Here is a 24,577-nt window from a genome sequence, read left to right on the forward strand (position 1 = left end):
CGACTGGTGCCGTTCCTTCGACCTCCTATTGAGATGAGTGTGCTAATGCTGAATGGCCTTCGCGCGGGCTACTACCTCTACGAATACCCTAATTTCAGCTTGGCTGATCCAGCGCGGTGAGATGGTGACAAATCCGGTGACAAAAAGCGATGCAAACAAAAAAGGCCCACCTTGCGGTGAGCCTAAGTCGTTGTTTCGTATGGTGCCGGCACCAAGAGTCGAACTCGGGACCTACTGATTACAAGTCAGTTGCTCTACCAACTGAGCTATACCGGCGTGATGGGCGCAAAGTATATCCAGATTTTTTGGGTTGTAAACCCCTAGCTGACTGATTCGATTGCAAAAACTTTCAGCGATGAGCTTTTTCACTGCTTCTGTCCCGCTGCTTCCCTGATCCACCCTCGACAGTTGGGGTTTTTTCCTTGTGTTGGTCAGGTTCTGTGCACGTTCTGCACCCCTATGTACTGCCGGTAAAACAATGGCTTTGCGGGCCATATTCACTTTTGCTGGAATGCTTATGCACAATCGGAGTTAGGGGTGGCGCGCCAGTGGCTGATTTTGTGCGGCCGTTCTCAACTGCTGCAACTTACTGTTTTTTGGGCGGTTTAGGCTTGAGTGAAAAATGATCAGTCATGAACTTGGCCAGCAGGCTGCGGTTTTCGTGCCTTCTTCGAATTGTTATTAACAGACTTATCCACAGACTGGGCGCGGATGAGTGGAGTATTCAGGCTGCTCCATTCACCCGCGCGTTTGTCTCACCGCCCTTGGCAGGCGTCCACGCGCAGTACGCGTTCCAGTAGCTTGAAGCCGCGTACCAGGACGTAAGCCATCAGCAGGTAGAACATCCCGGCGGCGAAGAATATTTCGACCGGCAGGTAGGTCCTGGCGATGATGGTGCGCGCCATGCCGGTCAGTTCCAGCAGGGTGACGGTGCTGGCCAGTGCGCTGGCTTTGAGCATCAGAATCACTTCGTTGCTGTAGGCCGGCAGCCCGATACGCGAGGCGCGCGGCAGGATGATGTAGAACAAGGCTTTCCACTTGGACATGCCCAGCGCCCGCGCCGCTTCGATTTCGCCCGGCGGGATGGCCTGGATCGCACCACGCAGGATTTCGGCGATGTAGGCTGCCGTGTGCAGGGTCATGGTGACGGTCGCACACCAGAACGGGTCGCGTAGATACGGCCATAGTGCGCTCGCCCGCACCGAGTCGAATTGCGCCAGTCCGTAATAGACCAGAAACAGCTGCACCAGCAGCGGTGTACCACGGAAGAAGAAAATGTATGCGTACGGCAAGGCGCGTACGGACAAGTGCCGTGACGAGCGCGCGATGCCCAGTGGTATCGCCAGAATCAGCCCGGCGACCACTGCGATGGCGACCAGCTCCAGGGTCAGGGTTGCGCCCTGAGCCAGCCTTGGCAGCCATTTGATGATGACTTCCCAGTTCATGACGAACTCCTCAAGAAACCGCGTGCGGCGCGTCTTTCCAGCAGGTACATGCCGATCATCGCCAGGACGGTCAGGCCCAGGTACATGAAGGCTGCGACCATATAGAAGGTGAACGCCTGTTTGGTGAAGCTCACGGCGATCTGCGAGTGGCGCATGATTTCTTCAAGGCCGATCACTGACACCAGTGCGGTGTCCTTCATCAGGATCATGAACAGGTTGCCCAGGCCGGGCAGGGCGATGCGCCACATCTGCGGCATGATCAGCTTGATGAAGATCCGCGATGTGGACATGCCCAGCGCCATACCGGCTTCGCGATGACCTTTAGGGATGGCGAGGATGGCCCCTCGGAACACTTCGGTCGCATACGCACCAAAGCACAATCCAAGCGCGATCACCCCGGCCGCGAAGGCGTTTAGCTCAAGGTCGGGTTTGCCGAGCGCTTCGCCGAGGCTGCGCATAAGGTTGACCGTGCCGAAGTAGATCAGCAGGACCCAGAGTAATTCCGGGATGCCGCGCACCAGCGTCGAGTAGGTACCGCCAAGCCATTGCAGCGACTTGTAGGGTGATGTTTTTGCCAAGGCGCCGAGCAGACCGAGCACCAGCCCCAGGCATAACGCCGACAGGGCAAGTTTGACGGTCATCAGCGCGCCAGCCGCAAGGGCCGGGCCGAATCCGTAGATATCAATGTTCATAGGCAGGCTTTGCTAGGGACCGGCACCGCGACGCTGTCACTGAAACAAGAAGCGGCGGTGCCCGTCGGGCAGGTCAGAGAATACTGAACGGGAAATACTTGTCGTTGATTTTTTTGTAGGTGCCGTCGGCGATGATTTCTTTTAGCGCTTTGTTCAGCTCCTCACGCAGTGGATCGCCTTTGCGCACGGCGATGCCGATTTTGTCGTTGCCGAACACTGGCTCGCCTTTGAATTCAAAGTTTTTGCCCGCGTCGCTTTTGAGCCATTCGTAGTTGACGAATTTGTCTGCCAGCAGTGCATCGACACGCCCGGAGGTCAGGTCGAGGTAGGCGTTTTCCTGAGTGTCATAGAGCTTGATGGTGACGGTGTCACCCAGGTTGTCTTCGAGCCAGCTACCTGCCAGCGTCGCACGCTGGGCACCAATGATTTTGCCTTTCAAGGTTTCCTTGAGGGTGGCCTTGTCGATGGTCAAATCAGTGGTCTTGGGCGCAACGAACTGCAGCTTGTTGGAATAGTACGGGTCAGTGAAGTCGACGGCCTGTTTGCGTTCCTCGGTGATCGACATCGACGAGATCAGGAAATTGAATTTATTCGCGTTCAAGGCCGGGATGATGCCGTCCCAGTCGGACGTGACGATTTCGCATTCGACTTTCATCTTGGCGCAAAGGGCGTTGCCGATGTCGACGTCGAAGCCCACGACCTGGCCGCTGGCGTCTTTGTTATTGAACGGCGGGTAGGCGGCTTCGATGCCCATTTTCAGTTTTTCTGCGGCAAAGGCGCTGGTCGCGAATGTCAGAGTGACGGCAGCGGCCAGGAGAAATTTTTTGTAGGTCTGCATGCGTGTTGCTCCGTTAGCGGTTGCTGGACATGAATTGTTTACAACGCGCCGACAAGGGGTTTTCAAACACCTGTTGCGGCGATCCTTGTTCTTCGACGAGGCCCTGATGCAGGAACACTACTTCGCTGGACACTTGGCGGGCAAAGCTCATTTCGTGGGTTACGAGCAGCATGGTCCGGCCTTCTTCGGCGAGGGCTCTAATGACGTTGAGCACTTCCTGAACCATTTCCGGATCGAGGGCGGAGGTCGGTTCATCGAACAGGATTACTTTAGGCTGCATCGCCAGGGTGCGGGCGATGGCCGCGCGCTGTTGTTGACCGCCAGACAGTTGGGCCGGGTACACATGACGCTTGTCGCCGATGCCGACTTTGGCCAGCAGGGCTTCAGCGACTTCAATGGCTTCAGCCTTGCTTTGCCCCAGTACGCGACGCGGCGCCTCGATGATGTTGTCGAGTACGGTCATGTGCGGCCACAGATTGAAGTTCTGGAACACGAAGCCGATCTCGCTGCGCATGCGATTGATCTGCTTGTTGTCGGCGGCGATCAGATCGCCATTCTTGGCGGCCTTGAGTTTCAGTTCTTCACCGGCCACCAGAATCTGCCCTTGATGCGGGTTTTCCAGCAGATTGATGCAGCGCAGCAGGGTGGATTTACCGGAACCGGAAGAGCCAAGGATCGAGATCACATCGCCATCGCGGGCGGTCAGCGAAATACCTTTGAGTACTTCAAGCGAACCGTAGCGTTTGTGCAAGTTACGGATTTCCAGCGCGGGCGTGGCCTCAGCCATGTGCGGTCCTCATTGTGTTCTGTGTGCTCCTGCTATTGGCTGCCTTCCTTGGCGAGCGCCAAGCTAGCATAGCGTTTGGAAGCAAGCTTCCGGCTATCGAAGGGTTGTCGCATTGCTAACGCAGACTGTCGCGCGGATACAAACCGCACCTCGGAAGGTGCGTTGGTCACGCGACGGCTGGGCAAAAAAGGGCCGCGATGGTGCCAGTTTCGAGAGGGTGTTGGAAGGTTTATTGCCTCGGAGGCAATCCTCTCGGTCATTTTGCGAGCGCACCACATCGGGGCGACAAATGCGCCCTGTGTGTATTTGTCATGCACGCCATCGTTAAGTGGGTGAGGCGTTCAGTAACAAACTCTGGAAAATGGCAAAAGGCCATTCCTATCAAACGCTTATGGAACGAGGCGCAAGCGCGTATATCCGTGGACGACGTCGTTATAGACACATTTTGGCGTAAATCTTGCGTAAAAAATAAGGAACAGCGTCGTTGCTTTCTTTTTACGGGGTGCGCGACGTGTACGACGAACTGAATCTCGCTTCTTTGCAAAGGTAGTTTTAATGAGCAGTGCGCAAAAATCCAACGACCTCGATCAGGGGCTCAAATCGCGACACATCACCATGCTTTCTATCGCCGGTGTGATTGGCGCTGGCTTGTTCGTCGGCTCCGGGCACGCCATCGCCGAGGCGGGCCCGGCTGTGCTTTTGGCCTACTTGGCGGCGGGCACGCTGGTGGTTCTGGTCATGCGCATGCTGGCCGAGATGGCGGTGGCCTCACCTGACACCGGTTCGTTCTCCACCTACGCGGACCGTGCTATCGGCCATTGGGCCGGTTTCACCATTGGTTGGCTGTACTGGTGGTTCTGGGTGCTTGTTATCCCTCTCGAAGCCAACGCCGCCGCGACAATCCTGCATGCCTGGTTTCCCGGCATGGCAATTTGGGCGTTCACGCTGGTTATCACCTTGCTCCTCACGGCCACCAACCTGTTCAGCGTGAAGCATTACGGCGAGTTCGAATTCTGGTTTGCCCTGATCAAGGTGTTGGCCATTATCGGTTTCGTCATTTTGGGCGTTCTGGCGATTTTCGGTCTGTTGCCGGGCAGTCAGGTCAGCGGCGTCAGTCATCTGGTCGACACGCACGGCTTCATGCCCAACGGGATGGGCGCTGTACTGGCGGCCATGTTGACCACCATGTTTTCGTTCATGGGCACCGAGATCGTTACGATCGCTGCCGCTGAATCGAAGAACCCGGGTGAGCAGATCACCAAGGCCACCAACTCGGTGATCTGGCGGATTTGCCTGTTCTATCTGGTGTCGATTTTCCTTGTCGTCGCGCTGGTGCCGTGGAATGACAGCCGTCTGACCGCGCTGGGTTCTTATCAGACCGTGCTCGACATGATGGGCATTCCTAACGCCAAACTGATCGTCGATCTGGTGGTATTGGTCGCCGTAACCAGTTGCTTGAATTCGGCGCTGTACACCGCCTCGCGGATGCTCTTCTCCCTCGGCAAGCGCGGCGATGCGCCTGCTGTTGCAAGACGCACTAACCGCAGCGGCACGCCTTACTGGGCGGTCATGCTGTCCACCTCAGCGGCCTTCCTGGCGGTATTCGCCAACTACGTCGCTCCGGCGGCGGTTTTCGACTTCCTGCTCGCCAGCTCCGGCGCCATTGCGCTGCTGGTGTACCTGGTCATCGCCATCTCCCAGTTGCGCCTGCGCCACAAACGCACCGCTAATGGCGAGACCATTGCCTTCCGCATGTGGCTGTTCCCAGGGCTGACATGGGCCGTCATCGTCTTCATCGTCGGCGTGCTGACCATCATGCTGTTCCAGGAAGAACACCGCGTCGAAATCCTCGCCACCGGCGTGTTGAGCGCGTTGGTCATCGCAGCAGGATTGCTGGTGGCACGACGCCGCAACATCGCGGTACGGCAGGGCAAGCCGGTACTGAGTTAATGGGGCAGGGCTGTTATAGGGCTCGATAAAACAAAACGGCCGCGATCAGTGATGATCGCGGCCGTTTTTGTTGGGGGGGTAAGCTCAAGCAGCGACGAGCGCTTTCAGGGCTTCTCCAATGGCTCGGGTATGAAGCCCTGATCTCTAAGTGCTTTGATAACGCCGCGTATCAAATAATTATTGGAAAAACCAATCGTGTACTGCCTTGCACCTTCGCTGATAGGAAGTAGCATGCCTTGGTCGACGAGTTTCTTTATCAGGTAGGTTCGCTGAGCGCTTTTAAGCTTGGGTAACACACCCGATAAATCTGCGGATTTAACGACCTTCGCCTCTATCGCCACGGACAGCACAGACTCTTCTGTCTCGGTGATCCAGCGTCTTTCACGGGCGAAAGCAATGGCAGGATTGAGGATCGACTTCGTCAGGTATGCATACTGTGTGAGTCTATCAACCTTGGTCAGTTCGTCGCGAACGCCTTCCAGGACATAGGTGCACCAGGCTTCGAGCCCTTCTTCTGTGCCTGTATCTGCTGTCGCGAGCATTGTGTAGTAGCGCTCTCGATCGTTACAGAAAACGGCTGTGGGGTTGAGAACCCGCCCTCCAGTGCTCACATTGAAACCATACTTCATCAGCATTGCGTAGGTGAGTAGTCTCACCACCCGACCATTCCCATTACCGAATGGGTGTATCCATCCGAACCTATGATGAGCCAACGCCACTTTCATCAGGTCGTATTTTGGCGAGTCGTCCTTGTTTATGAAGTCGACCAGCTCTTGCATGTACCCTTGCACAAGTACGAAGTCAGGCGGCAAGTGCTCTGACTGGGATATGCGTACCGTGCCTTGTCGATAAGCCCCTGGCGTCTTGTCACCTTCGCGGTGGAGTTCCTGCACCGTCATGGCATGCAGCTCGCGGATAACATGCTCGGTAAGCGGGGTGCCGGGCTCCATGATTTTTTCTATGTAATCCATGGCCTTTTCAATGTTGGCCACCTCGCGCAATTGATCGGTGTCTTCCACCCTGCCTTCTACCTTGCTGTCGATGTAGTCAGCAAGGGTGGTGTGGTTCCCTTCGATGCGCGCAGATCCCAGGCTCTCAAGCGTGTGGAATATGGATTTGAGCTGGAAAAAGACCGGGGCGGGCGTGTCCCCTTCAAGTTTTAATCGGCGAAGGTGCTCAAGCTCGCTCAGGACGTCCACCAAGCCTGAGTCAAAGGAGGGATTCAATAGCTTAAGGTCATGGTGAAGAAATTCAGGCATGAGCGGAATATCTCTAATCGCCAAATAGATTATCTATAAAAATTTCAGCGAAAAGCTTGTATTCACTGAGTCCCTGATTAGGGCCTGATAAACATTATATTAAATCAACGATTAAGCTAAGTTAAATTTCTGCGGAAATTATGTGTAAAAACGACAGGTCTTGGGGCGTCGTGGGCAGAGTCAGCGGGCAGGGAAGATCGGCTCGGCGGGCGAGCTTGCCCTGCATGACTCTTAAAAACAAAACGGCCGCGATCAGTGATGATCGCGGCCGTTTTGTTTGGAGCGGGCTTTATTTGAACGGTTCGAGCAGGTCGCCTTCGGCAGCCAGTAGCGCTGCTCCTTTCTTAGTCACGATCTCATTCAGGGAGGCCATGCCTGCATTCCCCGGGTGAAACCGCAAAACCAAAGCCCGGCAAAAAAGCGTCAGGCTGCAAACGAATCAGTCATGTTTGCGCTTGTGTTTGCTGCCACTGGCCATGTCATTGGCAATGGCGCCACCTGCTGCGCCGCCCAGGCCTGCGCCAACGGTTGAGCCGGTAGTACCGCCCAGTTTGCCGCCGATCAGCGAGCCGCCTGCTGATCCGAGGCCGCCACCGAGTGCTGCGGAGGTCTTGTGACCTTTGGGTGCAGAGATCGCGCCTCCTGCTGCGCCGCCGACACCGGCACCCAGTGCTGCACCGGTGCTGCCGCCCATTTTCTGGCCGACGACGTTACCCAGTGCGCCGCCGATGCCCCCGCCAAGTGCGGCGTTGAGATCGCCCCCGGCCATGGCGCTTTGGGCGGCCAGAAGTCCTAGGGCGAGGGTAAGGGCAGAAAGTGTTGTACGCATGTTACTAACCTCAAAAAAAGACGATGCAAAGGTGGGGGACGGCAGACTCCTGGAGCCTGTCCGGTGGATCAGTCTCGGCGAGACAGGGTTTTGTTTTTTTCCTGCAGAATCCGTGATGCCTCGTTGTAGTCGGCCTGGAACACAGGGCCTTCCATCCATACAACGGCAGCGTCTTCGTCTTCGTCGTAGAACATCGCCCGGTACGCGATGAGCAGGCTCATCAAGAAGTCGGTGGCGTCCTCTTCTTCCTCTTCGGCAATGACCAGTTCCAGCACCGGGTATTGAAGAAAGACCACGCACATTGCCAGTTGGCTAATCGCTTCGGCGGCTTTCATGGTCTGGAACAGGTCGTCGAAGTCGGCCGGATCGAAGCCGTTTTCAAGGATGTCCTTGAAGTCGAACGTGCTCAGGTCAATGTCGACGTCATCGAAAGGCTGGTTGATCAGGGGTGACGCGAGAACCGGGTGGACGACGCTCTGCGCGGGTTTGCTCACGCGGTTCTGCCTGGCCTTGGTCTTCGCCCGTTTGGCGCGTTTCTGCTGTTTGTCTGACGAGGCCATGGGCTTGAGTCCTTTTGCAGGCAGGGGGGCGTTGGGGCGCCATTGAAGCGCATACCTTTCGAATAGCCAAGGGGGGCGTCGGCCGCTGTGCGAGCGAACGATAAATGGCGCCCAATAAAAAACCCCTGAATCTTTCGATGCAGGGGTTTTTCGGTATTTATGGTGCCAGAGACGGAATCGAACTTTTGGCTGTAGGCATTTTTTTGTATGGCCTGTGTGAGTGATGACTATTTAATCTACTCACAAATCTACTCACTTTTAAGAATGCTGCCCCGTTTTCCGCCTTGTCTGAGTGTCGCTTACTGGTGATTCCCCGGATCTAATCCGCCGGACAGATGATTTCAGACAAGGGGCGGCACGCTTCCGGATTTTGACCCTTTGCCCACCAGTGGAGCAGGGCTCGATCCCGACTTAAACACGCGCAGTGGATGAGCGGCTGGCGATGGCCCTAACTCCACCCACGCTTCATACCCCAAGACGTCGATCAGCACCCGACCATCAGGAGCTCTCCGCCAGACCTGTCCGAGACGCCAAACTCCGTCGCGGATCTTTGATCTGATCGCCGCCTCAGAATATCCAGACTCGCTGGAAAACTTCCTAATCGTCAAATACCGCACTTTATCCTCCACCGGGCCAGTTGTCGGTCAATCCTTGGTATCTGGCCCGCCAGACGATCAGGCCGAACCGAAGGGGTTATATCTGGGTTGTTGATCCGGCGGTACTACGGAAGTTTCGTAGTAAGGGTCGCGTGCTCCGGCTCTGTTTTTTCTTCCGTAGGAAGCGAGCGACAAACGCAGTTTGTGTAGTGAGTACACAAGGCTAAGGCTTGGGGTGGCTTGCGCTCCGCTTTGCTCCACCGGCACGCTGAGGATGAACACACTCAGCACGGGGGGGCTGTCATGCCTTACGCGATACTAAGAACAAAAAAGCTGAAGTCGGTTGCCGAGATCTTGGGATCAGGACGACACACATTTCGAGAGGTACCCACGCCGAACTCCAATGGTGCGGCCAATGTGCACGTCGGTGGCGCAACGGGTGCGACCGATCTTGCCAGCGCGGTCTTGGCCAGGCTGCCGGAGCGCAGGCGTAAGGGTGCGGTGCTCTGCATTGAATATCTGATCACCGCAAGCCCCGAGGCATTCGCCAGGCATGGTGGGACGATGCCCGACACCGGCGGCTACTTTGATCGAGCGATAGCTTGGCTGAAGGCTCGACACGGTGGCGCGAACATTGTCTGTGCCGAGATTCACCTGGATGAGACCACGCCCCACCTTGTCGCATATGTTGTGCCGCTGACCAAGGACGGGAGACTGTCGGCGCGTGACTTCCTCGGAGGTGCCGCCAAGCTGCGCAAGATGCAGACCGATTTCCATCATTGGTGCGGGAAGCCTTTCGTGCTGTCTCGCGGCATCGAGGGATCGAAAGCCACCCATCAGAAGGTCGGGCAGTATTACCAGGCGCTCGCCGCTGTTGAGCCTGTCATTGAGAGATCAGACTTAGCCGCTGCAGCCGTCGGCATACAGACGCCGAGCTACAAGGCGCTGCTGCTGGGGGCGAAGACCTCAGCCATTCAGAACAAGCTTCAGCACACAGCGACCGAGGCACTACATGCGCTGCAGACAGCCCTAGATCGGCAGGCGGTCGAACTCAGGCGGGCTCAGCGGGCGCTCGAGGATCGGGAGATCACGCTAGAAAAGCGAGCCGACAAGTTAGCTGAGGTCGATCAGGCATTGGATATGGCTTTGCGGAAGGCTGACAAGGAGTTGAGCCGTGCTGACCGGCTGGCCAAGCAGCTCAGCGCCATGACAAGGAGAATGCTCGAGGTCGGCGTGGTAATAACGCCACACTGAGGCATTCCAACCACCCTGTTTCGGGGAAACGATCATCGTAGCAGTCCGTTGATTAGATATCCCCAATTTTGAGGGCGTCTCTGGCCTCGCTCGGGGTCAGGTATTGGCTCCACTCATTCGTAGGGTTAATTTCGCAGAGCGATTCATTCGCTGAGCGGGCTGAATTTTAGAATGGATGGCGCTACGGGCTGACTGGCACGTTTGTGAACGATTGCGCCAAGGCAAGTCTCGCAAGCTTTTTCTGAGCCTTGGTTCGATTAGCTATCTCAAATACATCAACATGCGCGGGGTTGTCAGGCAATGCGGTGTCATACACAGCAAACGCGCGCGCCCCCGCTATGACAATCTTGCGTACTGTTTCGACCTGCGCAGTAACAGTCCCAACATAAGTGCGTTCTGGCTGTGATGATTGTCGGCGGTCGTTGAACGCCTGAACCTGGACCTCCCCACGACCGTGAATATCTGGATGCGGGGCATCTGAATGGCCTCGCTCGCAGGAAAGCCCCTTGTCCTTGGCGTCGCTGAAGAGAGCCGGTAACACGCCTCCGTCATGCAAGTGCAATGGGGAAAATACGTAACGATGCAGGTACTCATCGCTCGACACTGGCCCAGGCGAAAACTCACTAACGCTTTCTGTTTCACAGCAAGCTTCAGGGTGCGACTGGTCTATTAGAGTCGCTCTTTCTGCAACACCAATACTTGTGGACAAACTCGCGAAGAGCACCTTACATGACATAAGCTTTTAGATCCGGCCCATATACGCAATCAAAGTGTCATCCAAGTAATTTCCTTCGAGTGATATATCGTCACTCGCAAATTGCTCTTGGCTATATTGAAAGATGAAGTGATATGTGTTGTCACCTGGAAACGATATTTCCAGATAACGTCCATCTTTTTTCCAGAAAAGCGAGATCTCACCGTCTCCTGCTAGCATCGGCACTGGAGCGCTAAAACGAATCGCCAAGCGGCTCACGAACTCAAGCGCATTACTCCACGAAGCGTAAGTTGCAGGTTCGCCGCCATAGCCATCCCAGTCTTTATAGAGGCTACGGTATGAATGCAGCTTGTCGATCAGCCGGTACATACCAAATTCCCGACTCTGGTTATGTGTCGGCGGTAAAGATCGATGAGCCCCAAATGTGAAGCTCGTCCGCTCAAATGTCGAGGCTTCACTTCTGCGAGCAACAAATGCTGGCTGAAGCTCTGCTATCGAAGTGCGTCTTTCCGTGGTGGCGCTCATAAAGACCTCCTTATGCGGGGTTCTTAGAGTCGAATTTAATCAGGCGCTTAGCAGCGTCGGTAAGTAAATCCCCGAAAACCAACTTGCTTTGATCGTGTAAGTATTGGAAGACAGGTTTAATTATTTTATTGATTTCCGAGTCTTGCGCTATTAGTGGAAGCATGTCGGAAAGCATGTATTTGTGCATTGTTACGATGTTAACGTCGAATACCGATGCGGCTTCTGTAACGTTCACATTGATGTTTGTTAGAAGCTTTCCATTGAGAGTGAAATCTGGAGTCGTAAAAAATCCATGATGCGAGTGAAACGAATCACTTATGTTGGCGAAACTTGGTGGTAGATACTTGCTCTGCGAGCTAAATAGATCAGTTAATGGGCAGGGTTGACCAGCCTCATAACTAACTTTGAATATGTCGGTATATTGAAGAAGTAGTGAGGATACTGAGATAGGAGATAGCAGCGGATTGAGGATGTCTAGATACTTCCCTACCTCCTCCGAAACCTTGGCCCATCGCTCGTATTCGCCACAGATGATCAGGAGAGCGTTCGCTTGAACGTTGACCGACATTGCGGCCTCACCGTTAGGCTTTATTCGATCAAAAGATATACCGCCTATCATGCCAGGCTGTGAAATCGGAGGAGCGAACATTTGATGATCCGCGCCGACGTTGAAATTGAACGTCATCTGCTGCTGCTCAACTACGCGAGGCAGATCAGCCTTCAGGCTCTCGTGCAGTTTTCCACCGGCCCGAAGATCAGTGAAAACGTGAGGTGACAGAGGCGCAGAGAACTCGAAAACAATGAGTACATTGCTGATCGCATGCCCGTGCTCTTCGTCAAACGGCTTGATCATGGCTGCCATGAAACCTCAGGAAATGTTCCGATCATGTGTGCTGGAATAACGGCAGCAGAGGTAAGCAGCCTCGTCAGTGGCATGCACACGGCCTACCTTCACCAGCGCGCGAGGTTAGCACACCCCTTCCCCATGCGTGTATTAAAGCACATTGCCTTTGACCTTATAGGACTGCTTGAGGAGCGACGCAAGCGACAAGCCCCTGCAGCGCGAGGGCACACCCTTTAGGCATTGCTATGATAGCCGTTCGACTGCCATTCCATGACCAGCGAAGTGCTCACCTGACCTCCCATTTCGGTATGGCAGGTGTCGCTACCCGGTGCGGTCTTATGTGGCGATCTGGGGTTTCCCGATTTGAAATCGCAGAACTACCCGCATCTTGGGTAGTTTGTCCGCGACACAATCCGCCATAACGAAAACGTGTCGCGCACTAGATGTCGGAAAGTTTGCCGCTATCTACAGCCGCATTTCCCTGATGATCTGTCGCGGCTCCGAACCCTGCGAGAGCGCACGCCTGGCATCCTTGGTGAGCTGGTCGAGTGCCTGACTCTCGAAAGCGTCGGCCATAGCGGCGGCCTTCCTCACAATCAGCAATGCCAGCTCGGGCGGAAAGGGTATCTGCTTCGGTTGGGGCAGGTAGTCGCAGTCGATAACGGACACGGTCGGCCCTCGGAGTGGTGGCTGCTAGACGGGTACGGTGATGCTCTGTGCGTTACACACATGGCGTGGATCAAATGTTACCAGCCAGGGTCAAAGGTGGCTCGGGATAACAATTAAACGGCTCCTGTCCAGGCATGTTGTCAGGACGAGAACCAGGCGGTAAGGTCGAAAACGAAGAAGCCCGGCGATGGGGCCGGGCTTCTTCGTAATAGGGGATGGCTCGGTGGTTGCCCGCCTGATCTTACGCTGCTGATGTGCTGAGTAATGCAGGTTGGAATCCCCAGCTTGCAGGAGGGATGCCGGCGGTGACAGTCCATCCATTCTCTGCCAACCATCTCCCGGTGACCTTATTCGCGAAGAATGCAACCACTACTCCGCCGAATCCTAGAGTGGCCATGCATATCAGTGCGGTGAGGAAAAACCATCCCCACTGACCGCGAAATGCAAATGGAAAAGCCCCGAAGAAGAATACAGTCCACGAGAAGCCAGCCTTGACCTCTCGAGTAACATTGTTTTTTTGAAAGTGGACATGCGCCATGAGTGAAACTCCGTTTCTTTGATCGTCGAATATCGGGGGGAGGCCATTTCCGCTTTGGCAGGTTATAGGCATGGCCTTTCGCTATCGCCGGAATATAACAAAGGCATTGAGTTTGTGCACAGCAAACCTGTGGATCGTTGATCTTTGCTAACAGCGAGTCTGGGTCACAATTAAGCTGAGCCTGCTCCGGCGCGCTATCTGGATCGCCCTCAAAACTGAGGAACCTCTTTCGGATGCCAGTCTGGATAACGCCGTGTCAATTTCCACACAGTGTGTCGATTCCAACACGCCGGAACCCAACAAAACCTAACATTTGACGAAGCTCAAAACCTTATAAAACCTAATGTCGGATCGAGTGTTCGGCCTGGCGTGATGTTGACAAATGTTGACATTGGAACGGCTGGCGCGGGTCATTCATGGGATGTTTTCACAAATCGCTCATTCGACCTCGTTGAAGCGTGTTTCGGCCTCATTCATGGGGTTGTTTCACAACACGTCGTTCGGCCTCGATTTGGCGAGCTTTTACCTCATTCATGGGGTTAATTTCACAAACGCGCCATTCGATGCTCTTTCATGGGGTGTTTCGCAAAACGGGGTTGACCGACCTCATTCATGGGGTAGATTTCGCAGAACAGGTTTCATTCATGGGGTTCGGTTTTCGCAACGCTCATTCAACATCGTTTTCGCGTCATTTCGCCTCATTCATGGGGTTATTTCGCAAACCAGCATTCGGCCAGTGAAAAACACTGCGATACCGTGGAAACCAGCGCTTTATAGGCCGCGCAAAGGGTCGGCTTTCGGTGGCAACCAGCGTGGCAACCTCACACCGGGCAACCTCGTTGGTTCGCGCCAGCACTGCGAACCAGTGGTGCGAACCTCGGGTGCGAACTTGCTGCCGGTGCGCGCTCCGCAATGCGTACCAGGAGTGCGTACCGGCCTGCGTACCAATGCCGTGCGTACCTGTCCGGGGGGAGTGTTTCGCGCACTCCAGGATGCGTGAAATTGCTGCGCGAAACACTGCGCGAAAACATGCCAATCGGCACTTGACGCGACTCATTCATGGGGTCGTGTTTCCCCAAACGGGATTTGATGGTTTTGTGACCAGATAAAGGTGGTCACTGATGGTGGTCACTCGGCTGGTCACTGGCCCTGGTATCCGGCTCACAATGCCCTAAAACCGTGGATACCAGACTGGATACCGGACGATTTGGTCGGCGCCAGCGACTTAACAAAACTTAACCTTTTTTCAGCGCGAAAACTTGTCAAAACTTGACATTGAAATGCTACGGGAATAGCAGTTTAGGGCGAGCTGTCGGACTTTGGTCAACTCGCCAGCCTGTTAGTAAATGTTAGTGTCCAGGCCGAGGCGTGGCCCGCCAGTCTGTTAACAATTGTCAAGGTTGTGTGGTTTAGGGGAGACCCCATAACGGAGCCCCCCTTTGATGGGCGGTAACCAGGCTGGGGTGGTTACTTTTGGTGGTTACGCGGGTGGTTACTCTTCGTGGCAGCTATGCTGGGTGACGTACAGAGGGTTCATGCTTTCGAGGTGCCTTACATGGCAAGACGTGGCCGTACTTTTCAGTGGCGTGACGAAGAGATCGAAGAGGTTTCGATTACGCCTGCCCCAGGCGCGCCACGTTCCAGGCGAACCGCTGCGCCTCCTAAGCCCGCAAGGCTTGGCTTTCAAAATGGCCTACTGCTGTTCACGGTCTGCAGCGTAACCATGGTGTTTGCAGTGCCTGCGCTGATCGCCGTTCTATACGTTATTTTTTCTGTGATTTTTGGCGAGTGATATGAGCAAGAAGCTAATTGTTATTGCGTTGCTGGTTGCGTACTCCTGCTTCTCACAGGCTCTTGAAAGCGAGTATTACGAAAACCAAAAAGATATTGAAAAAATCACAAATAAAATCCCGACAATTGTCGGAAGTCTTACCGACCGGGCAAGACTCAATGGAATCAAGATAAATTCTGTGGCTGTGATGAAATTTTCTAAAGCGGATGCTGAAGGAGATCCGGACACCAAGGATGGCGACATGGATTACAGCTTTGAAACCGACTCAAAAGAATGCACGGCGCTCGGCTCTGCCGGGTTTTCGTACAGGAATGGCAAATACACGCCGACAACAAGAACGGCACTATGGCTTTCCAAGGGTAAATGCCATGGGCCGGAGATTCTGTAATTAACAAAGGCATCGAGCGGCGCGCCGACTGCCAAGGCATGCACCCTGGCAACCGGAGAGCCTATTTTTTAGCCCCTTGGATAAACGGCGCTCGGCGTGCCAGGCATAAGCATGCTGCGGGACGGGTCGAACCCGTTGGTTCCGGTGTTGGGGCGACTCAATTCCTTGGCCTGGTGCTCCGTTACGGCCTCTGCGATCTTTTTACCGCTCAGGTCGATTCTGGTGCTGACCTGAATGGTCTGGGCCTGCCTTGGCGGAACTGGTGCAACCATGGCTCCTGGCAATGGCTGTCCATTCGAGGTGCTTGGCGGAACCATTAGCAGCGGCGTAATTGGAATGTGCGCCGGGTATGGCGTCACAAGCGGAGATCCTGCCAGCCATTGCTTGTCCGACTTGCTCCAGCTGTCTGCAAACGTTGCCTTCTTGAACGCCATTCCGGCCGGTAGCATCGAGTTGATACCTGTAACCACCGTGTTGAAAAGCCACTGCCACTGATCGAGGAAGAACCCGACAAAGGATTTCATCCCGGATTTGATGCCAGTCCATATCGAGGTGGCGGCATCACCGATCCACTGAAAGGCGCCGATTATGTAGGGGCTGACTTTCCCCCAGATCGCCTTGGTCTTCGTCCAGATCATGTCCCAGTTTCGATAGAGATAAATCCCGGCGGCAACGGCCAACATGACCCATCCGATCACCGGGATTGCGCGCAGCCCGATCATCAGCACTTTACCGATGATCGACACCCCGGTAAGTACCGCTCCCGTGATCCCACCCCCTCCACTCAATACGGTGAATAGCAGGCCAAACCCTTTCGATGAGGCCGCGATCATGTTGACCAGGCCGCCGGTGACAAGGACGGTCGACAGTCCAATCAGTGAGTATGTGAAGCCCTTGATCAGGGCCGGATGCCTCCCAAGCTCTTGAGATAGCTCAGTCAGCTTGGTGAGCATGGGGAGAAACACCGGCATCACGTTCTGGCCGATAGACAGGCTTAAATCGTCCATCGCCTTCGACAGTTCAAGGGTCTTCATCATCGGAGAGCCCTTGTTTGCCTCGATGGTCTGGCTGATGCCCTGAGCCTTGTCATAAGCATCGAGCGAGTGAAGCAGAACCGGCATTTGCTGCATGATTCGGGTGTAGATCGCACCGCCGGTTCGTCCGAACAGGATGTTGTTCTCTCGGCCCATGTCAGTCAGCGACGTGATGTGTTTTTTTGCGTAGATGCCCATCATCGCCTGAGCAAACTCGACCGTATTGGTGTCCTGTAGGTGCGCAAGCCCTGCATTCATGGGGCTGCCATGCAGGAACCGGGCGCCGCCGCCCTTCGTTCTCGCCACCTTGTTCGCATCCCAGACCCCAAGGCGCAGCATCTCATTGGTCGTGATGCTGGGGGTCAAGGCCATCATGCCGTGTGTTCGGCTGAAGGCGGTCTGAAGTCCGGTGGCGACCATTGAACCGTGAAGCTCGCCAATGATTGGTTCCAGGCCAGCGAAGATCGTTTTTTGGGTAAGCCCGGCCACAGCGACGCCACCATGGGACATGAACAGTCGCAGATCGCGCTCGCTAACCATCTTGCCGCTCGATTGAACGGTCTTGAAAATGCCATCAGCGATCTGGGCTGCCTTGTTTGCGTCGTTGAGCCCCCCCATAAGCTCCATTGTTTTGCTCATCTGCATAAACTGCTCATGAGCCATTCCCTGCTTGCCATCAGCGAGCATTCCGGTCGCCACTTGGTACTGCGCAAGTACGGGGGATATGACTTTCGCAGCGGCCAGCGCCTCGAAACCACTCTTGCCAGACTCCCGGAACGCGCCCTGGGCGTCTGTGAACATCTTGGTTCGATCTATCAGCGATGTGCCGATGATCTTGTTTGCCTCGGAAAACTTCATAGCCTCAGAGATCTGTAATTGTCCAAGCCCCTGTTGCCGGAGCTTGGACATCTCTTTTTGGTATGTGATTGCGCTGTCGAGTGGGCCCTTGAACATAGCTGCAATCCCAAGGCCGCCGCCGAACATGGCGCCGCCAATGGCTGCTTGCTTGCCGATCGACATCAACTTGCTATTCAGCAAGTCGGCATCCATACCAGTGGTATGCAGGTTCTTGGAGATCATTAGCAGGCCAGAGCTGACATGGTTGATCAGCGAGAGCTTGACCGCGACTGAATACGCTTCAATCGACATGGTTAGTTACCTTTTTTGATGTGGGCGTGACGGAGCGGCGTACATGCCCCGAACAACCTTGGGTGAAATAGCCGGAAGCCATTCGCGTTCGTGGATCGTGTCTTATTCAATGTGTTTTACCTCTCATGTGTTGGGCGGATGCCCGGCGGTATTGCTCTGGTGGTGCGCGACACGTTTTGCGTTTGCAGAAAACGTGTCGCGACACGGGAAGGGTTTATTTGCCGACGATGCGCAGGTCGGGCGGTAATTTCGGCCCGAACAGCTCACCAGGCGCGAACGGATCGGGCAGCAGGTGCTCAGGGCATTCCTTGATGAAATGGATCATTGCGGCATGACAGGCGCGATACAGCGGGCCACCGGCACCCCATTCGTCGCCGTACCCGGTGGCGCTGTCCTCCAGTTGGGATAGGTAGGCCACTCCGCGAAGACTGGTGTCACCGTCCTTGTGCGCTTGCTGGCGATGAACCGGGTTGACGCTCATCAGGTCGCACATACGGTCGAAGCCCAGCGCATCGGCCAACCCTTCGCGGTCGAACATCAGTGATTGTCCAAACCCAGCCAGTACAAAGCGCGCCCCACTGCGCTCATCCTCTCGGTGTGCCTGCGCTCGCTGCTCCAGATCTGCAATGGCTTGCCGGGTGAATGGCATAAACGCTTTCAATTTGCCCGCTTCACGGCGCATGGCACGGCGTTCGCTGTGGATTGAGTCGAGTTGATGAGCCATGGCCCGACAAATGCGCCGGTTGGTGATGAGTTTCGTGGTGGCACTGGTGATTGGCTTCAATCCGATCTTGCACAGGGCAAGGATGAGGTTCAGCGTCATTGGTGCGACTCCATAGGTGTGCGGTCATAAGTGGCGCGCAGGTCAGCGCCAGCAGCGCAGTGGCGGCCGGTGGGCGCGCAGCAGGAACGACACGCCATAAGGTGGTTGATGTATTGGTCGCGGGTATGGCGCCACTCAGGCGTTGCCATGGCGGCATTGGTGTAAGTGCTTGCCGGTAATTGGACGGGGCGCTCTGCGCGATTGACCAACACCAGGCGCGGACGATCCGGGGAGCGATTCGCCATGGTCGGTTTATCGGCGCCAGCGATGGTCGGCGGCATGTGATCGAGCAGGCTGGAAAGCAGGCTCATGACGTCACCGCCATCGAATTGCGCCATTGCCCATATGTGTGACTAGAAAAAAAACGGGGGAACGGGGGAACAAGGGGAACGTCCAGTATTTCCGGGGCCTCCAGAGGGGGTTTCTGTTCCCCATGTTTTTTTGTGGGGAACGCTGATAACCGAATGTTCAGAAAATCTGACGCTCTTATATTGAAAAACATGTTTGTGTTCCCCCTGTTCCCCATACATCTAATAAGGGGGAACGGCTACAGGCCACGGTTTTAAAGGCCGTTCCCCCGTTCCCCCTGTTCCCCACAAAAATAGGTTCCTGTGAACTCGGGTATTGGTTCTTGGTGGTAATAGGGGTCATACGCTGCCACCTTCGCCGTCCATGACCTCTGGATCGATCACGTACAAGCGGGCAGAACCGCCGGCCGGAATGCGGTACTTCTTGGTCTTGCGGCTATCGCGGTCGGTGTCGTGCTTGGTGAGTGCGCCGCCCACCTCAAGCGCTTTGATGACGCGGGTAAGGCCGAACCCATGAGCCGCCTCGATCAGCGCCGACTTGTTGAACAGGTACAGGCGTTTCTGGCCCACGGTCTCCCAGTACCCGGCGCGGTTGAACACCTTAGCGTCGATGGTTTGGTCGTCTACGTTCGAGAATCGGCTGCTGCCGTGCTTATCGATGAAGTCCAGGATTCCGGCGAGGATCTGCCGGTCTTCGGCGTTGCCGCCGCCTACACGGCTCAGCCATTCGCCATACAACAACTGGCAGTCAGCAAGGGCGTTACCAGGCGTCCAGGGCAACAGGCCATAGGCGATAGCCATTTCCCCCGCCAGCGCAATGACGGCGAACCTGTCCGCCACCCGTCCGGCTTGAGCGTTGTCCTCGACGAAACTGGCGCGTATACCGGCGAAGTCTTTCAGCAGGCCGGGCCGGTCATTGCTGGCGAGCAACTTTTCCACGAATGCCGATCCAATGTGCCCGTGGTGTGCGGCGACAGCGACGGTCAGAAAACGGTGAAAGTCGGCGCCCTCCAGGCCATGCAATTCATCGAAGGCACGGTGGGTGCGAGTACCGGCATTCACGTCCACCATGCGCAGTTCAGCACCAGCGTGGGCCGCATTACCGCCGATGGCCGCGTGTTCAGACAGGGAGCGTTCGCCGCTGGAGAGCGTCAGCAGGCGCCAACTCAGCTTGGCCCGACCTTCACGCTCGCGGGTCATGGTGCCTTTGCCCTGGCCGTTGGCGAGCGAGTACGCCATTTCCTGTACGCGCTTGGGGTCGGCGCGTTTGATTTCGTCCAGGGGCAATAGGGTGTCATTGCGCCCAGACGCCTCGATCTCCAAGCCGCCCTTGGTCATGTCCCACGACGCGGCAAAGATTCCGGGATCACCCCACACGGATGACCCGATCAGTTGCGCCAGTGACTTACCGCTGGAGCTATCGCCCACCAGGTGGACGCCGCCACCCAATACGCCCACTAGACTCAGCAGCGGGCCAGCCAGTGCGCAGCCAATCGCCAGCGTTAGTACCGGGTTGCCCTCACACTTGGCCGCAACTTCGGTTTTCCAGCTCTCCAGATCGCCGCGGACGCTGAATAGGTTCTGTCCCTTGCCGCTGGCCTGATAACGCACCTTGTCACTGCCGATGGTGCGGCCAGGCAACACGAACGCGCCCGACTCATGCCAGCCGGGGCGGCAAGTGGTTGCGAATACTTGGTCGGGGCGCTGATCTAGGAGGTACTCCATGAACGCGCCACGTTTCTTGAGCGCGATAATCACGCCCATCCCGAACAGTTGGCGCCTGGCGTCCTCACCGCTGCCGCCGAACACCTCCATGGGGATGATCCATTCCTTGATGCCGTTCTCCGTCACCAGGCGCAGGAAACGGCCCTCGCTGCCGTCGTCGCTATTGGTCGTCCGGGCCGCTACGGTCACGGGAGTAGCGATCCACTCGTCAGTGATGGGGCGTTCGACGCCATCGTTATCGTCGTCGCTGTCATCTTGGCCAGCCACTCGCTTGAAGCCATGCCGGTACACGCCGGGGCGCAGCTTGCGGCCTTTCTCGTTTGTCACCCCGCGCTCATACACGGCCCAGCAAGGGCGCTCAGGCTTAACCATGGGTGCTTCGGGGCGCAGGTTGATGACGTTGTTTTCAGGCGATGCCATGGGCTTTGCTCCATACGGCCAAATCATTGAAGTCGGTCAGCGTGTCGGGCGCACCGGCGGGCCATTCGGGGAAAGTCACCAGACAGCCAGCGATTGCGGCGGCGGCATTGGCGGCAGCGCGTCCGGGGTTGCCGTCGGTACGCCTGTCGTCGTCACCGGCGATGATGATTTCTTGATTCGGGTACCGGGCACGAAGCGCCAGCGCCACCGGTTTGAGGTTTCCGGCGTTCATGGCTGCGGCGACGGTGTATCCGCCGTCCTGATGAAGCGTTGCGCCAGTGGCCCAGCCCTCGCAGACGCAAAGCGGGCGATCAGGGGTGATGTTGCCGAACGTTGAATAGCTGGCGCTGACCTTGCCGCCAGCGAGGAAGCGCTTACCGCCGTCCGGCCCAATCCGTTGCAGGTTGACCAGTTGGCCGTTGGCGTAGAGCGGCACCAGCAGCTCATCACCGCGCTGGCGCAGACCGTGGCCACGAACTTCCTTGGCAGCCAAGTACGAATGATCAGGGTCGGCGCGGCGGGCGTTACTCCACCAACGATTAGCCCATTCGGCGGCGTTCTTCTGGCGCAGTTGGCGTTCGGCTTCACGCTGGCGCCGGGCCTGCTCAATGCGTTGGCGCACCTGCTCGGCTTCACGGGCGTCGACCGGCTCACGGCTACACCAGGTGGAGGCGCCACCAGTCTTCCAACTGCCGAACGCGGCCGAGGCGATGCCGTCCAGATACAGGACATACCAGCCGTTGAGGGTGCCGGGCTTGTCGTCTGGCACGCGAAACCGGTGGATGTTGCCGTCCGGCTCGGGGAGCCAATCAAACGGGCCATAGACAGACTGGAGCGCGTCACGGAATAGGATCGTCACGTCTGTCATGCGACCCCCTTCGGCGATGTGAACCGTTGGGCGAACTGCTCCAGTTGCTGGGTCAGGCGCTCCAGTTCATCGCAGTGACGGCCTGCGTCACCCTCCGCGATGCGCAGTTCCAGGAAGCCGATCAGGGTTTCCACCAGCAGCGCATAGCTGGCGCTGTCGATATGCGCGGTTTCACGGGGCGGCTCGCCACGTCCCTTGCGCTTCATTGGGGTGACGTTACTCATGGCGCACCCCTTGGCGATCAGCGCCAGCAAAGGCCCGGACTACCTGCCCGTTATTCACGGCGTGCCAGTAAGTCAGGTCGTCCAGCGAATCGATGAGGCCGGCCGTCACTACGGCGTCAGCACTGCGCATCACGACACGCCCACACTCTGCGTCGGCCTGGCTCAAGAACGGCCCTAGAAGCGCCTTGGCCGCCTTCGGATGGCAGAGGTAAAACAGCTCGGTGACTTTCTTCGGGCAAGCCGGTAGCGCACCCACTGTGTTGCAGGTTTGGTTATTCATGGTGGGTTAAGCCTCTACGGGGTCAGGGCTATCGAACTGCAATGTGGCCCACAGCGCGTCAATGATCGCCTTAGCGCTCTCTATGGTGTGATAGGCCATCCAGGCTTGATTGCCCTTGAGCGGCGTCCCCATACCGGCAAGCTCGATGCTGTCAGCGACGCAAGACAGGAGGTCGGACGCTTTGTTTAGCGCGAACTCAGCATTGATACCGGGGGTAACGCTGAAGATTTTTTGACCGCCAATCTCTGAGAATCCTTCCTCGGTAGTAATCAGCGGCTTAATCACAGATCACCCCCATTCGACTCAATCACGCCTTCGAGCAGTTCGGCCCAGGCCATAGCTGTGTGCTGAGCGAACGTGGCCAGAACTTTCGACACAAGCGGCTGTGTGGTCGGCGCCGCAATGACTGCAAGAGCCATGGCAAGCAGCATAAGGATCTCTTGCGCGCCGCGCAGGTCGTCGAGGGTGCTATCGACGGGCGATGCGACGGATTGGATAGGGTAGGTCATGCGGCACCCCCGACAGTTTCCAGGCTGCGAGCGATGGTCATATGGTGATTCCAGCGACGCAAGCGAACAGACAGGGATGAGTCGGCATGAAGTGCGGCGATTGCCATAGCGCGGTGCGCGGAGGCTTTGCCGGATGCTGCGGACGGATTTTGAGTGCGGGAGAACTGCATAGTTACGGCTCCTAGATTTGAGGAGCTGCCACTGATCGTCGCCAAACGATTTCGGGTGGCAGCTGTGCGCAGGTTGGCGAACCGGGAATCAAGGAACCCGGCAGACCCGAAGGTCTCCCACGCACAGCCACCATAAACAGGATGTGCAGGCACAAAAAAAGCGCCTGTAATCGTGATTGGGGCGCCTGTGCGCCTTGAATTCATCGGGTCGCCAAACCCGGTCGCTGATTTTGCAGCAACGGGCGCACCATACCGCCGATGTGCGAACTTGGCAACACTCGGGAATGATTGAGTGGTGTTCATGGGCGCGCCTCTTCCAGTGCCAGGGGCAGTTTCAGTTGCTCCCTCAAGTGGGCGACGTGCTGATGCATGCCTGGCTTGTCATAGCGCCAATGAGCCAGCCGACTACCGCTCTGGCTCGCCTCCTTCTTGCGAGCCTCCAGCGTCTGGCAGGCGTGCCCGTAACGGGCTTCACGGAATGCCATTATCAGACTCGACTTCAGCTCCACGACGCGATCAGTGTTGCGAGACAGCGCCAGTAGGAAGAACGCTTGATCCTCGTTCAGTAGGGCGAAGCGTTCAGCTTTGCCGCCCCCCTGCGCACGTTTACCAACTTCGGTTTGAAACGGAAGATGGCCAAACCGACGGATCTTGTCGGCGTATTTATCGATCAGCTCAATGCTGCTTTTGTGCTGCGTACCCAACTGCTCGGCCAGCACACGACTATCCACGCGGGGCTCGCCTTTGGATTGGATCAGGACGATAGCGCTCATGCAGTCACCCCGACTGGCGGGTTGGTACTGAGGTAGTACAGAGCCATGCGGCGGTGCGTGCGGCCTTGATCGTCGGTAAGGGCGAGGCGGTGCGTCAGGATCTTATGGCCGAGCTGGCGCAGTTCATTGATGCGAGCGCCAGGCCTAACAATGTTTAGTTCGCGAATCGCGGTGAAAGTGTCGATCGATCCTTTTTGCAGGCGCTCCAAAAGGCGAGCGCGCTGCGCCGTTCCGCTGGTATTATCGACGTGAGTGTTTTCGTGGCTGGCCTGTTGGTCGGCCATTTTTTTGTCTGTCATTTAGGCCGCCTCCGCTCGCAGGGCGACAAGCGAGTCGCACCAGGCAATAACCTCGGCCTCGATCCAGACGGCGGACTTCGGCCCGAGCATTACCTGCTTGGGGAAGCGCCCTGCTGCAATGCGGCGGTAAATCTCGGATGTGGAAATAGTGGTCAGGCTGCGGACTTCGGCCAACTTGATGAAGCGAAGTGTCCGCCCAGGCTGGGCTGAGGATTGTTCGGTTTGTTTGCGGATAGGGTGGGCTGTGTTTGCCATCGTCTGCGCCTCCTAGGGCGGTTTGGGTAATCGACGATGGAAATGCTGGCGGTTGAGAC

Annotated in this window: 28 protein-coding genes and 1 tRNA gene; 4 read left to right on the forward strand and 25 right to left on the reverse strand. The window is 56.5% G+C overall.

Annotation, left to right across the window (positions count from 1 at the left end; all coding sequences use genetic code 11):
• Nucleotides 1-200: 200 nt before the first annotated feature.
• The 5 genes from RGU44_RS20925 to RGU44_RS20945 all read right to left on the reverse strand — a co-directional run bounded on the left by RGU44_RS20925 (nucleotide 201) and on the right by RGU44_RS20945 (nucleotide 3,762).
• A tRNA-Thr gene (locus tag RGU44_RS20925) sits at nucleotides 201-276 on the reverse strand.
• A 479-nt stretch (nucleotides 277-755) separates the two neighbouring features.
• On the reverse strand, nucleotides 756-1,445 hold the full coding sequence (locus RGU44_RS20930; RefSeq protein ID WP_322277827.1) for an ABC transporter permease: 690 nt from the start codon (nucleotides 1,443-1,445) through the stop codon (nucleotides 756-758).
• The gene (locus RGU44_RS20935; protein ID WP_322277828.1) at nucleotides 1,442-2,137 is read right to left on the reverse strand and encodes an ABC transporter permease; all 696 of its coding nucleotides are present in this window, start codon (nucleotides 2,135-2,137) and stop codon (nucleotides 1,442-1,444) included. The genes RGU44_RS20930 and RGU44_RS20935 overlap by 4 nt, the downstream gene beginning before the upstream one ends.
• Nucleotides 2,138-2,210: 73 nt before the next feature.
• Nucleotides 2,211-2,975 carry an ABC transporter substrate-binding protein gene (locus RGU44_RS20940; RefSeq protein WP_322177319.1) on the reverse strand — a complete coding sequence of 255 codons (765 nt, stop codon included), beginning with the start codon at nucleotides 2,973-2,975 and terminating at the stop codon, nucleotides 2,211-2,213.
• A gap of 13 nt (nucleotides 2,976-2,988) precedes the next feature.
• On the reverse strand, nucleotides 2,989-3,762 hold the full coding sequence (locus tag RGU44_RS20945; protein ID WP_219063677.1) for an ABC transporter ATP-binding protein: 774 nt from the start codon (nucleotides 3,760-3,762) through the stop codon (nucleotides 2,989-2,991).
• A gap of 555 nt (nucleotides 3,763-4,317) precedes the next feature.
• On the opposite strand from RGU44_RS20945, the gene gabP reads away from it, so the two are divergent.
• Nucleotides 4,318-5,712, forward strand: coding sequence for a GABA permease (gene gabP / locus RGU44_RS20950; RefSeq protein ID WP_322177320.1), 1,395 nt, complete (start codon nucleotides 4,318-4,320; stop codon nucleotides 5,710-5,712).
• A gap of 104 nt (nucleotides 5,713-5,816) precedes the next feature.
• Here gabP and RGU44_RS20955 read toward each other — a convergent pair whose 3' ends face one another.
• The 3 genes from RGU44_RS20955 to RGU44_RS20965 form a co-directional block, all read right to left on the reverse strand.
• Nucleotides 5,817-6,971 carry a Fic family protein gene (locus tag RGU44_RS20955; protein WP_322277830.1) on the reverse strand — a complete coding sequence of 385 codons (1,155 nt, stop codon included), beginning with the start codon at nucleotides 6,969-6,971 and terminating at the stop codon, nucleotides 5,817-5,819.
• 439 nt (nucleotides 6,972-7,410) lie between these two features.
• Nucleotides 7,411-7,800, reverse strand: coding sequence for a bacteriocin (locus RGU44_RS20960; protein WP_322177322.1), 390 nt, complete (start codon nucleotides 7,798-7,800; stop codon nucleotides 7,411-7,413).
• A 68-nt stretch (nucleotides 7,801-7,868) separates the two neighbouring features.
• Nucleotides 7,869-8,360 carry a hypothetical protein gene (locus RGU44_RS20965; RefSeq protein ID WP_322177323.1) on the reverse strand — a complete coding sequence of 164 codons (492 nt, stop codon included), beginning with the start codon at nucleotides 8,358-8,360 and terminating at the stop codon, nucleotides 7,869-7,871.
• Nucleotides 8,361-9,259: 899 nt separating this feature from the next.
• On the opposite strand from RGU44_RS20965, the gene mobV reads away from it, so the two are divergent.
• Nucleotides 9,260-10,210 (forward strand): MobV family relaxase, encoded by a 951-nt coding sequence (mobV, locus tag RGU44_RS20970; protein ID WP_322277831.1) that lies wholly within the window; start codon nucleotides 9,260-9,262, stop codon nucleotides 10,208-10,210.
• 742 nt (nucleotides 10,211-10,952) lie between these two features.
• Here the strand turns inward: mobV and RGU44_RS20975 are convergent.
• From RGU44_RS20975 to RGU44_RS20990, 4 genes are all read right to left on the reverse strand, one after another.
• On the reverse strand, nucleotides 10,953-11,450 hold the full coding sequence (locus RGU44_RS20975) for a hypothetical protein (RefSeq protein WP_322277833.1): 498 nt from the start codon (nucleotides 11,448-11,450) through the stop codon (nucleotides 10,953-10,955).
• Between the two features lie 10 nt (nucleotides 11,451-11,460).
• On the reverse strand, nucleotides 11,461-12,312 hold the full coding sequence (locus RGU44_RS20980; protein ID WP_322277834.1) for a TIGR04255 family protein: 852 nt from the start codon (nucleotides 12,310-12,312) through the stop codon (nucleotides 11,461-11,463).
• Between the two features lie 447 nt (nucleotides 12,313-12,759).
• A complete protein-coding gene (locus tag RGU44_RS20985) occupies nucleotides 12,760-12,963 on the reverse strand; it encodes a hypothetical protein (RefSeq protein ID WP_322277835.1) in 204 nt (67 codons plus the stop codon).
• 241 nt (nucleotides 12,964-13,204) lie between these two features.
• Complete coding sequence (locus tag RGU44_RS20990; RefSeq protein WP_322277836.1) at nucleotides 13,205-13,501, reverse strand: hypothetical protein; 297 nt, start codon at nucleotides 13,499-13,501, stop codon at nucleotides 13,205-13,207.
• A gap of 382 nt (nucleotides 13,502-13,883) precedes the next feature.
• Here RGU44_RS20990 and RGU44_RS20995 point away from each other — a divergent pair, with 382 nt between their 5' ends.
• Together RGU44_RS20995 and RGU44_RS21000 are read left to right on the forward strand one after the other, a co-directional pair.
• Entirely contained in the window at nucleotides 13,884-14,501 is a 618-nt protein-coding gene (locus RGU44_RS20995) for a hypothetical protein (RefSeq protein ID WP_322277837.1), read from the forward strand.
• Nucleotides 14,502-15,294: 793 nt separating this feature from the next.
• A complete protein-coding gene (locus tag RGU44_RS21000; protein ID WP_322277838.1) occupies nucleotides 15,295-15,681 on the forward strand; it encodes a hypothetical protein in 387 nt (128 codons plus the stop codon).
• 68 nt (nucleotides 15,682-15,749) lie between these two features.
• On the opposite strand, the gene RGU44_RS21005 is transcribed toward RGU44_RS21000, so the two are convergent.
• The 13 genes from RGU44_RS21005 to RGU44_RS21065 all read right to left on the reverse strand — a co-directional run bounded on the left by RGU44_RS21005 (nucleotide 15,750) and on the right by RGU44_RS21065 (nucleotide 24,518).
• Nucleotides 15,750-17,864, reverse strand: a complete 2,115-nt coding sequence (locus RGU44_RS21005) for a hypothetical protein (RefSeq protein ID WP_322277839.1) — start codon at nucleotides 17,862-17,864, stop codon at nucleotides 15,750-15,752.
• A gap of 214 nt (nucleotides 17,865-18,078) precedes the next feature.
• Entirely contained in the window at nucleotides 18,079-18,687 is a 609-nt protein-coding gene (locus tag RGU44_RS21010; protein WP_322277840.1) for a hypothetical protein, read from the reverse strand.
• Entirely contained in the window at nucleotides 18,684-18,998 is a 315-nt protein-coding gene (locus tag RGU44_RS21015; RefSeq protein ID WP_322277841.1) for a hypothetical protein, read from the reverse strand. Before RGU44_RS21015 ends, RGU44_RS21010 begins: the two co-directional genes overlap by 4 nt.
• Before the next feature lie 336 nt (nucleotides 18,999-19,334).
• Complete coding sequence (locus RGU44_RS21020) at nucleotides 19,335-21,140, reverse strand: DUF927 domain-containing protein (RefSeq protein WP_322277842.1); 1,806 nt, start codon at nucleotides 21,138-21,140, stop codon at nucleotides 19,335-19,337.
• Nucleotides 21,127-22,008: a toprim domain-containing protein gene (locus tag RGU44_RS21025; RefSeq protein WP_322277843.1), complete on the reverse strand. Its 882-nt coding sequence runs from the start codon at nucleotides 22,006-22,008 to the stop codon at nucleotides 21,127-21,129. The genes RGU44_RS21020 and RGU44_RS21025 overlap by 14 nt, the downstream gene beginning before the upstream one ends.
• Complete coding sequence (locus tag RGU44_RS21030; protein WP_322277844.1) at nucleotides 22,005-22,232, reverse strand: hypothetical protein; 228 nt, start codon at nucleotides 22,230-22,232, stop codon at nucleotides 22,005-22,007. Before RGU44_RS21030 ends, RGU44_RS21025 begins: the two co-directional genes overlap by 4 nt.
• A complete protein-coding gene (locus tag RGU44_RS21035) occupies nucleotides 22,225-22,512 on the reverse strand; it encodes a hypothetical protein (RefSeq protein ID WP_322277845.1) in 288 nt (95 codons plus the stop codon). Before RGU44_RS21035 ends, RGU44_RS21030 begins: the two co-directional genes overlap by 8 nt.
• Before the next feature lie 6 nt (nucleotides 22,513-22,518).
• Nucleotides 22,519-22,797: a DUF3077 domain-containing protein gene (locus RGU44_RS21040; RefSeq protein WP_322277846.1), complete on the reverse strand. Its 279-nt coding sequence runs from the start codon at nucleotides 22,795-22,797 to the stop codon at nucleotides 22,519-22,521.
• Entirely contained in the window at nucleotides 22,794-23,021 is a 228-nt protein-coding gene (locus RGU44_RS21045) for a hypothetical protein (RefSeq protein WP_322277847.1), read from the reverse strand. The genes RGU44_RS21040 and RGU44_RS21045 overlap by 4 nt, the downstream gene beginning before the upstream one ends.
• Entirely contained in the window at nucleotides 23,018-23,191 is a 174-nt protein-coding gene (locus RGU44_RS21050) for a hypothetical protein (RefSeq protein ID WP_322277848.1), read from the reverse strand. The genes RGU44_RS21045 and RGU44_RS21050 overlap by 4 nt, the downstream gene beginning before the upstream one ends.
• Nucleotides 23,192-23,490: 299 nt before the next feature.
• Nucleotides 23,491-23,964, reverse strand: a complete 474-nt coding sequence (locus tag RGU44_RS21055) for a Rha family transcriptional regulator (protein ID WP_322277849.1) — start codon at nucleotides 23,962-23,964, stop codon at nucleotides 23,491-23,493.
• Complete coding sequence (locus RGU44_RS21060) at nucleotides 23,961-24,263, reverse strand: helix-turn-helix domain-containing protein (protein WP_322277850.1); 303 nt, start codon at nucleotides 24,261-24,263, stop codon at nucleotides 23,961-23,963. The genes RGU44_RS21055 and RGU44_RS21060 overlap by 4 nt, the downstream gene beginning before the upstream one ends.
• Nucleotides 24,264-24,518 (reverse strand): helix-turn-helix transcriptional regulator, encoded by a 255-nt coding sequence (locus RGU44_RS21065; RefSeq protein WP_322277851.1) that lies wholly within the window; start codon nucleotides 24,516-24,518, stop codon nucleotides 24,264-24,266. It abuts the gene before it with no gap.
• Nucleotides 24,519-24,577 lie beyond the last annotated feature (59 nt).

Origin of the sequence: Pseudomonas sp. 5C2 (assembly GCF_034314155.1) — a bacterium.
Lineage (GTDB): Bacteria > Pseudomonadota > Gammaproteobacteria > Pseudomonadales > Pseudomonadaceae > Aquipseudomonas.

What these genes read in the sequence shown, in the direction of transcription:
- RGU44_RS21000 (WP_322277838.1), top strand. Translation starts at nt 15,295, where the DNA reads ATGAGCAAGAAGCTAATTGTTATTGCGTTGCTGGTTGCGTACTCCTGC.
- RGU44_RS20960 (WP_322177322.1), bottom strand. Translation starts at nt 7,800, where the DNA reads ATGCGTACAACACTTTCTGCCCTTACCCTCGCCCTAGGACTTCTGGCC.
- RGU44_RS21050 (WP_322277848.1), bottom strand. Translation starts at nt 23,191, where the DNA reads ATGCAGTTCTCCCGCACTCAAAATCCGTCCGCAGCATCCGGCAAAGCC.
- RGU44_RS21005 (WP_322277839.1), bottom strand. Translation starts at nt 17,864, where the DNA reads ATGTCGATTGAAGCGTATTCAGTCGCGGTCAAGCTCTCGCTGATCAAC.
- RGU44_RS21055 (WP_322277849.1), bottom strand. Translation starts at nt 23,964, where the DNA reads ATGAGCGCTATCGTCCTGATCCAATCCAAAGGCGAGCCCCGCGTGGAT.
- RGU44_RS21045 (WP_322277847.1), bottom strand. Translation starts at nt 23,021, where the DNA reads ATGACCTACCCTATCCAATCCGTCGCATCGCCCGTCGATAGCACCCTC.
- RGU44_RS21035 (WP_322277845.1), bottom strand. Translation starts at nt 22,512, where the DNA reads ATGAATAACCAAACCTGCAACACAGTGGGTGCGCTACCGGCTTGCCCG.
- RGU44_RS20975 (WP_322277833.1), bottom strand. Translation starts at nt 11,450, where the DNA reads ATGAGCGCCACCACGGAAAGACGCACTTCGATAGCAGAGCTTCAGCCA.
- RGU44_RS21060 (WP_322277850.1), bottom strand. Translation starts at nt 24,263, where the DNA reads ATGACAGACAAAAAAATGGCCGACCAACAGGCCAGCCACGAAAACACT.
- RGU44_RS21030 (WP_322277844.1), bottom strand. Translation starts at nt 22,232, where the DNA reads ATGAGTAACGTCACCCCAATGAAGCGCAAGGGACGTGGCGAGCCGCCC.
- RGU44_RS21015 (WP_322277841.1), bottom strand. Translation starts at nt 18,998, where the DNA reads ATGAGCCTGCTTTCCAGCCTGCTCGATCACATGCCGCCGACCATCGCT.
- RGU44_RS20945 (WP_219063677.1), bottom strand. Translation starts at nt 3,762, where the DNA reads ATGGCTGAGGCCACGCCCGCGCTGGAAATCCGTAACTTGCACAAACGC.
- RGU44_RS20990 (WP_322277836.1), bottom strand. Translation starts at nt 13,501, where the DNA reads ATGGCGCATGTCCACTTTCAAAAAAACAATGTTACTCGAGAGGTCAAG.
- RGU44_RS21020 (WP_322277842.1), bottom strand. Translation starts at nt 21,140, where the DNA reads ATGGCATCGCCTGAAAACAACGTCATCAACCTGCGCCCCGAAGCACCC.
- RGU44_RS21025 (WP_322277843.1), bottom strand. Translation starts at nt 22,008, where the DNA reads ATGACAGACGTGACGATCCTATTCCGTGACGCGCTCCAGTCTGTCTAT.
- RGU44_RS21010 (WP_322277840.1), bottom strand. Translation starts at nt 18,687, where the DNA reads ATGACGCTGAACCTCATCCTTGCCCTGTGCAAGATCGGATTGAAGCCA.
- RGU44_RS20930 (WP_322277827.1), bottom strand. Translation starts at nt 1,445, where the DNA reads ATGAACTGGGAAGTCATCATCAAATGGCTGCCAAGGCTGGCTCAGGGC.
- RGU44_RS20995 (WP_322277837.1), top strand. Translation starts at nt 13,884, where the DNA reads ATGTTGACATTGGAACGGCTGGCGCGGGTCATTCATGGGATGTTTTCA.
- RGU44_RS20965 (WP_322177323.1), bottom strand. Translation starts at nt 8,360, where the DNA reads ATGGCCTCGTCAGACAAACAGCAGAAACGCGCCAAACGGGCGAAGACC.
- RGU44_RS20935 (WP_322277828.1), bottom strand. Translation starts at nt 2,137, where the DNA reads ATGAACATTGATATCTACGGATTCGGCCCGGCCCTTGCGGCTGGCGCG.
- RGU44_RS20940 (WP_322177319.1), bottom strand. Translation starts at nt 2,975, where the DNA reads ATGCAGACCTACAAAAAATTTCTCCTGGCCGCTGCCGTCACTCTGACA.
- mobV (WP_322277831.1), top strand. Translation starts at nt 9,260, where the DNA reads ATGCCTTACGCGATACTAAGAACAAAAAAGCTGAAGTCGGTTGCCGAG.
- RGU44_RS20955 (WP_322277830.1), bottom strand. Translation starts at nt 6,971, where the DNA reads ATGCCTGAATTTCTTCACCATGACCTTAAGCTATTGAATCCCTCCTTT.
- RGU44_RS20980 (WP_322277834.1), bottom strand. Translation starts at nt 12,312, where the DNA reads ATGGCAGCCATGATCAAGCCGTTTGACGAAGAGCACGGGCATGCGATC.
- gabP (WP_322177320.1), top strand. Translation starts at nt 4,318, where the DNA reads ATGAGCAGTGCGCAAAAATCCAACGACCTCGATCAGGGGCTCAAATCG.
- RGU44_RS21065 (WP_322277851.1), bottom strand. Translation starts at nt 24,518, where the DNA reads ATGGCAAACACAGCCCACCCTATCCGCAAACAAACCGAACAATCCTCA.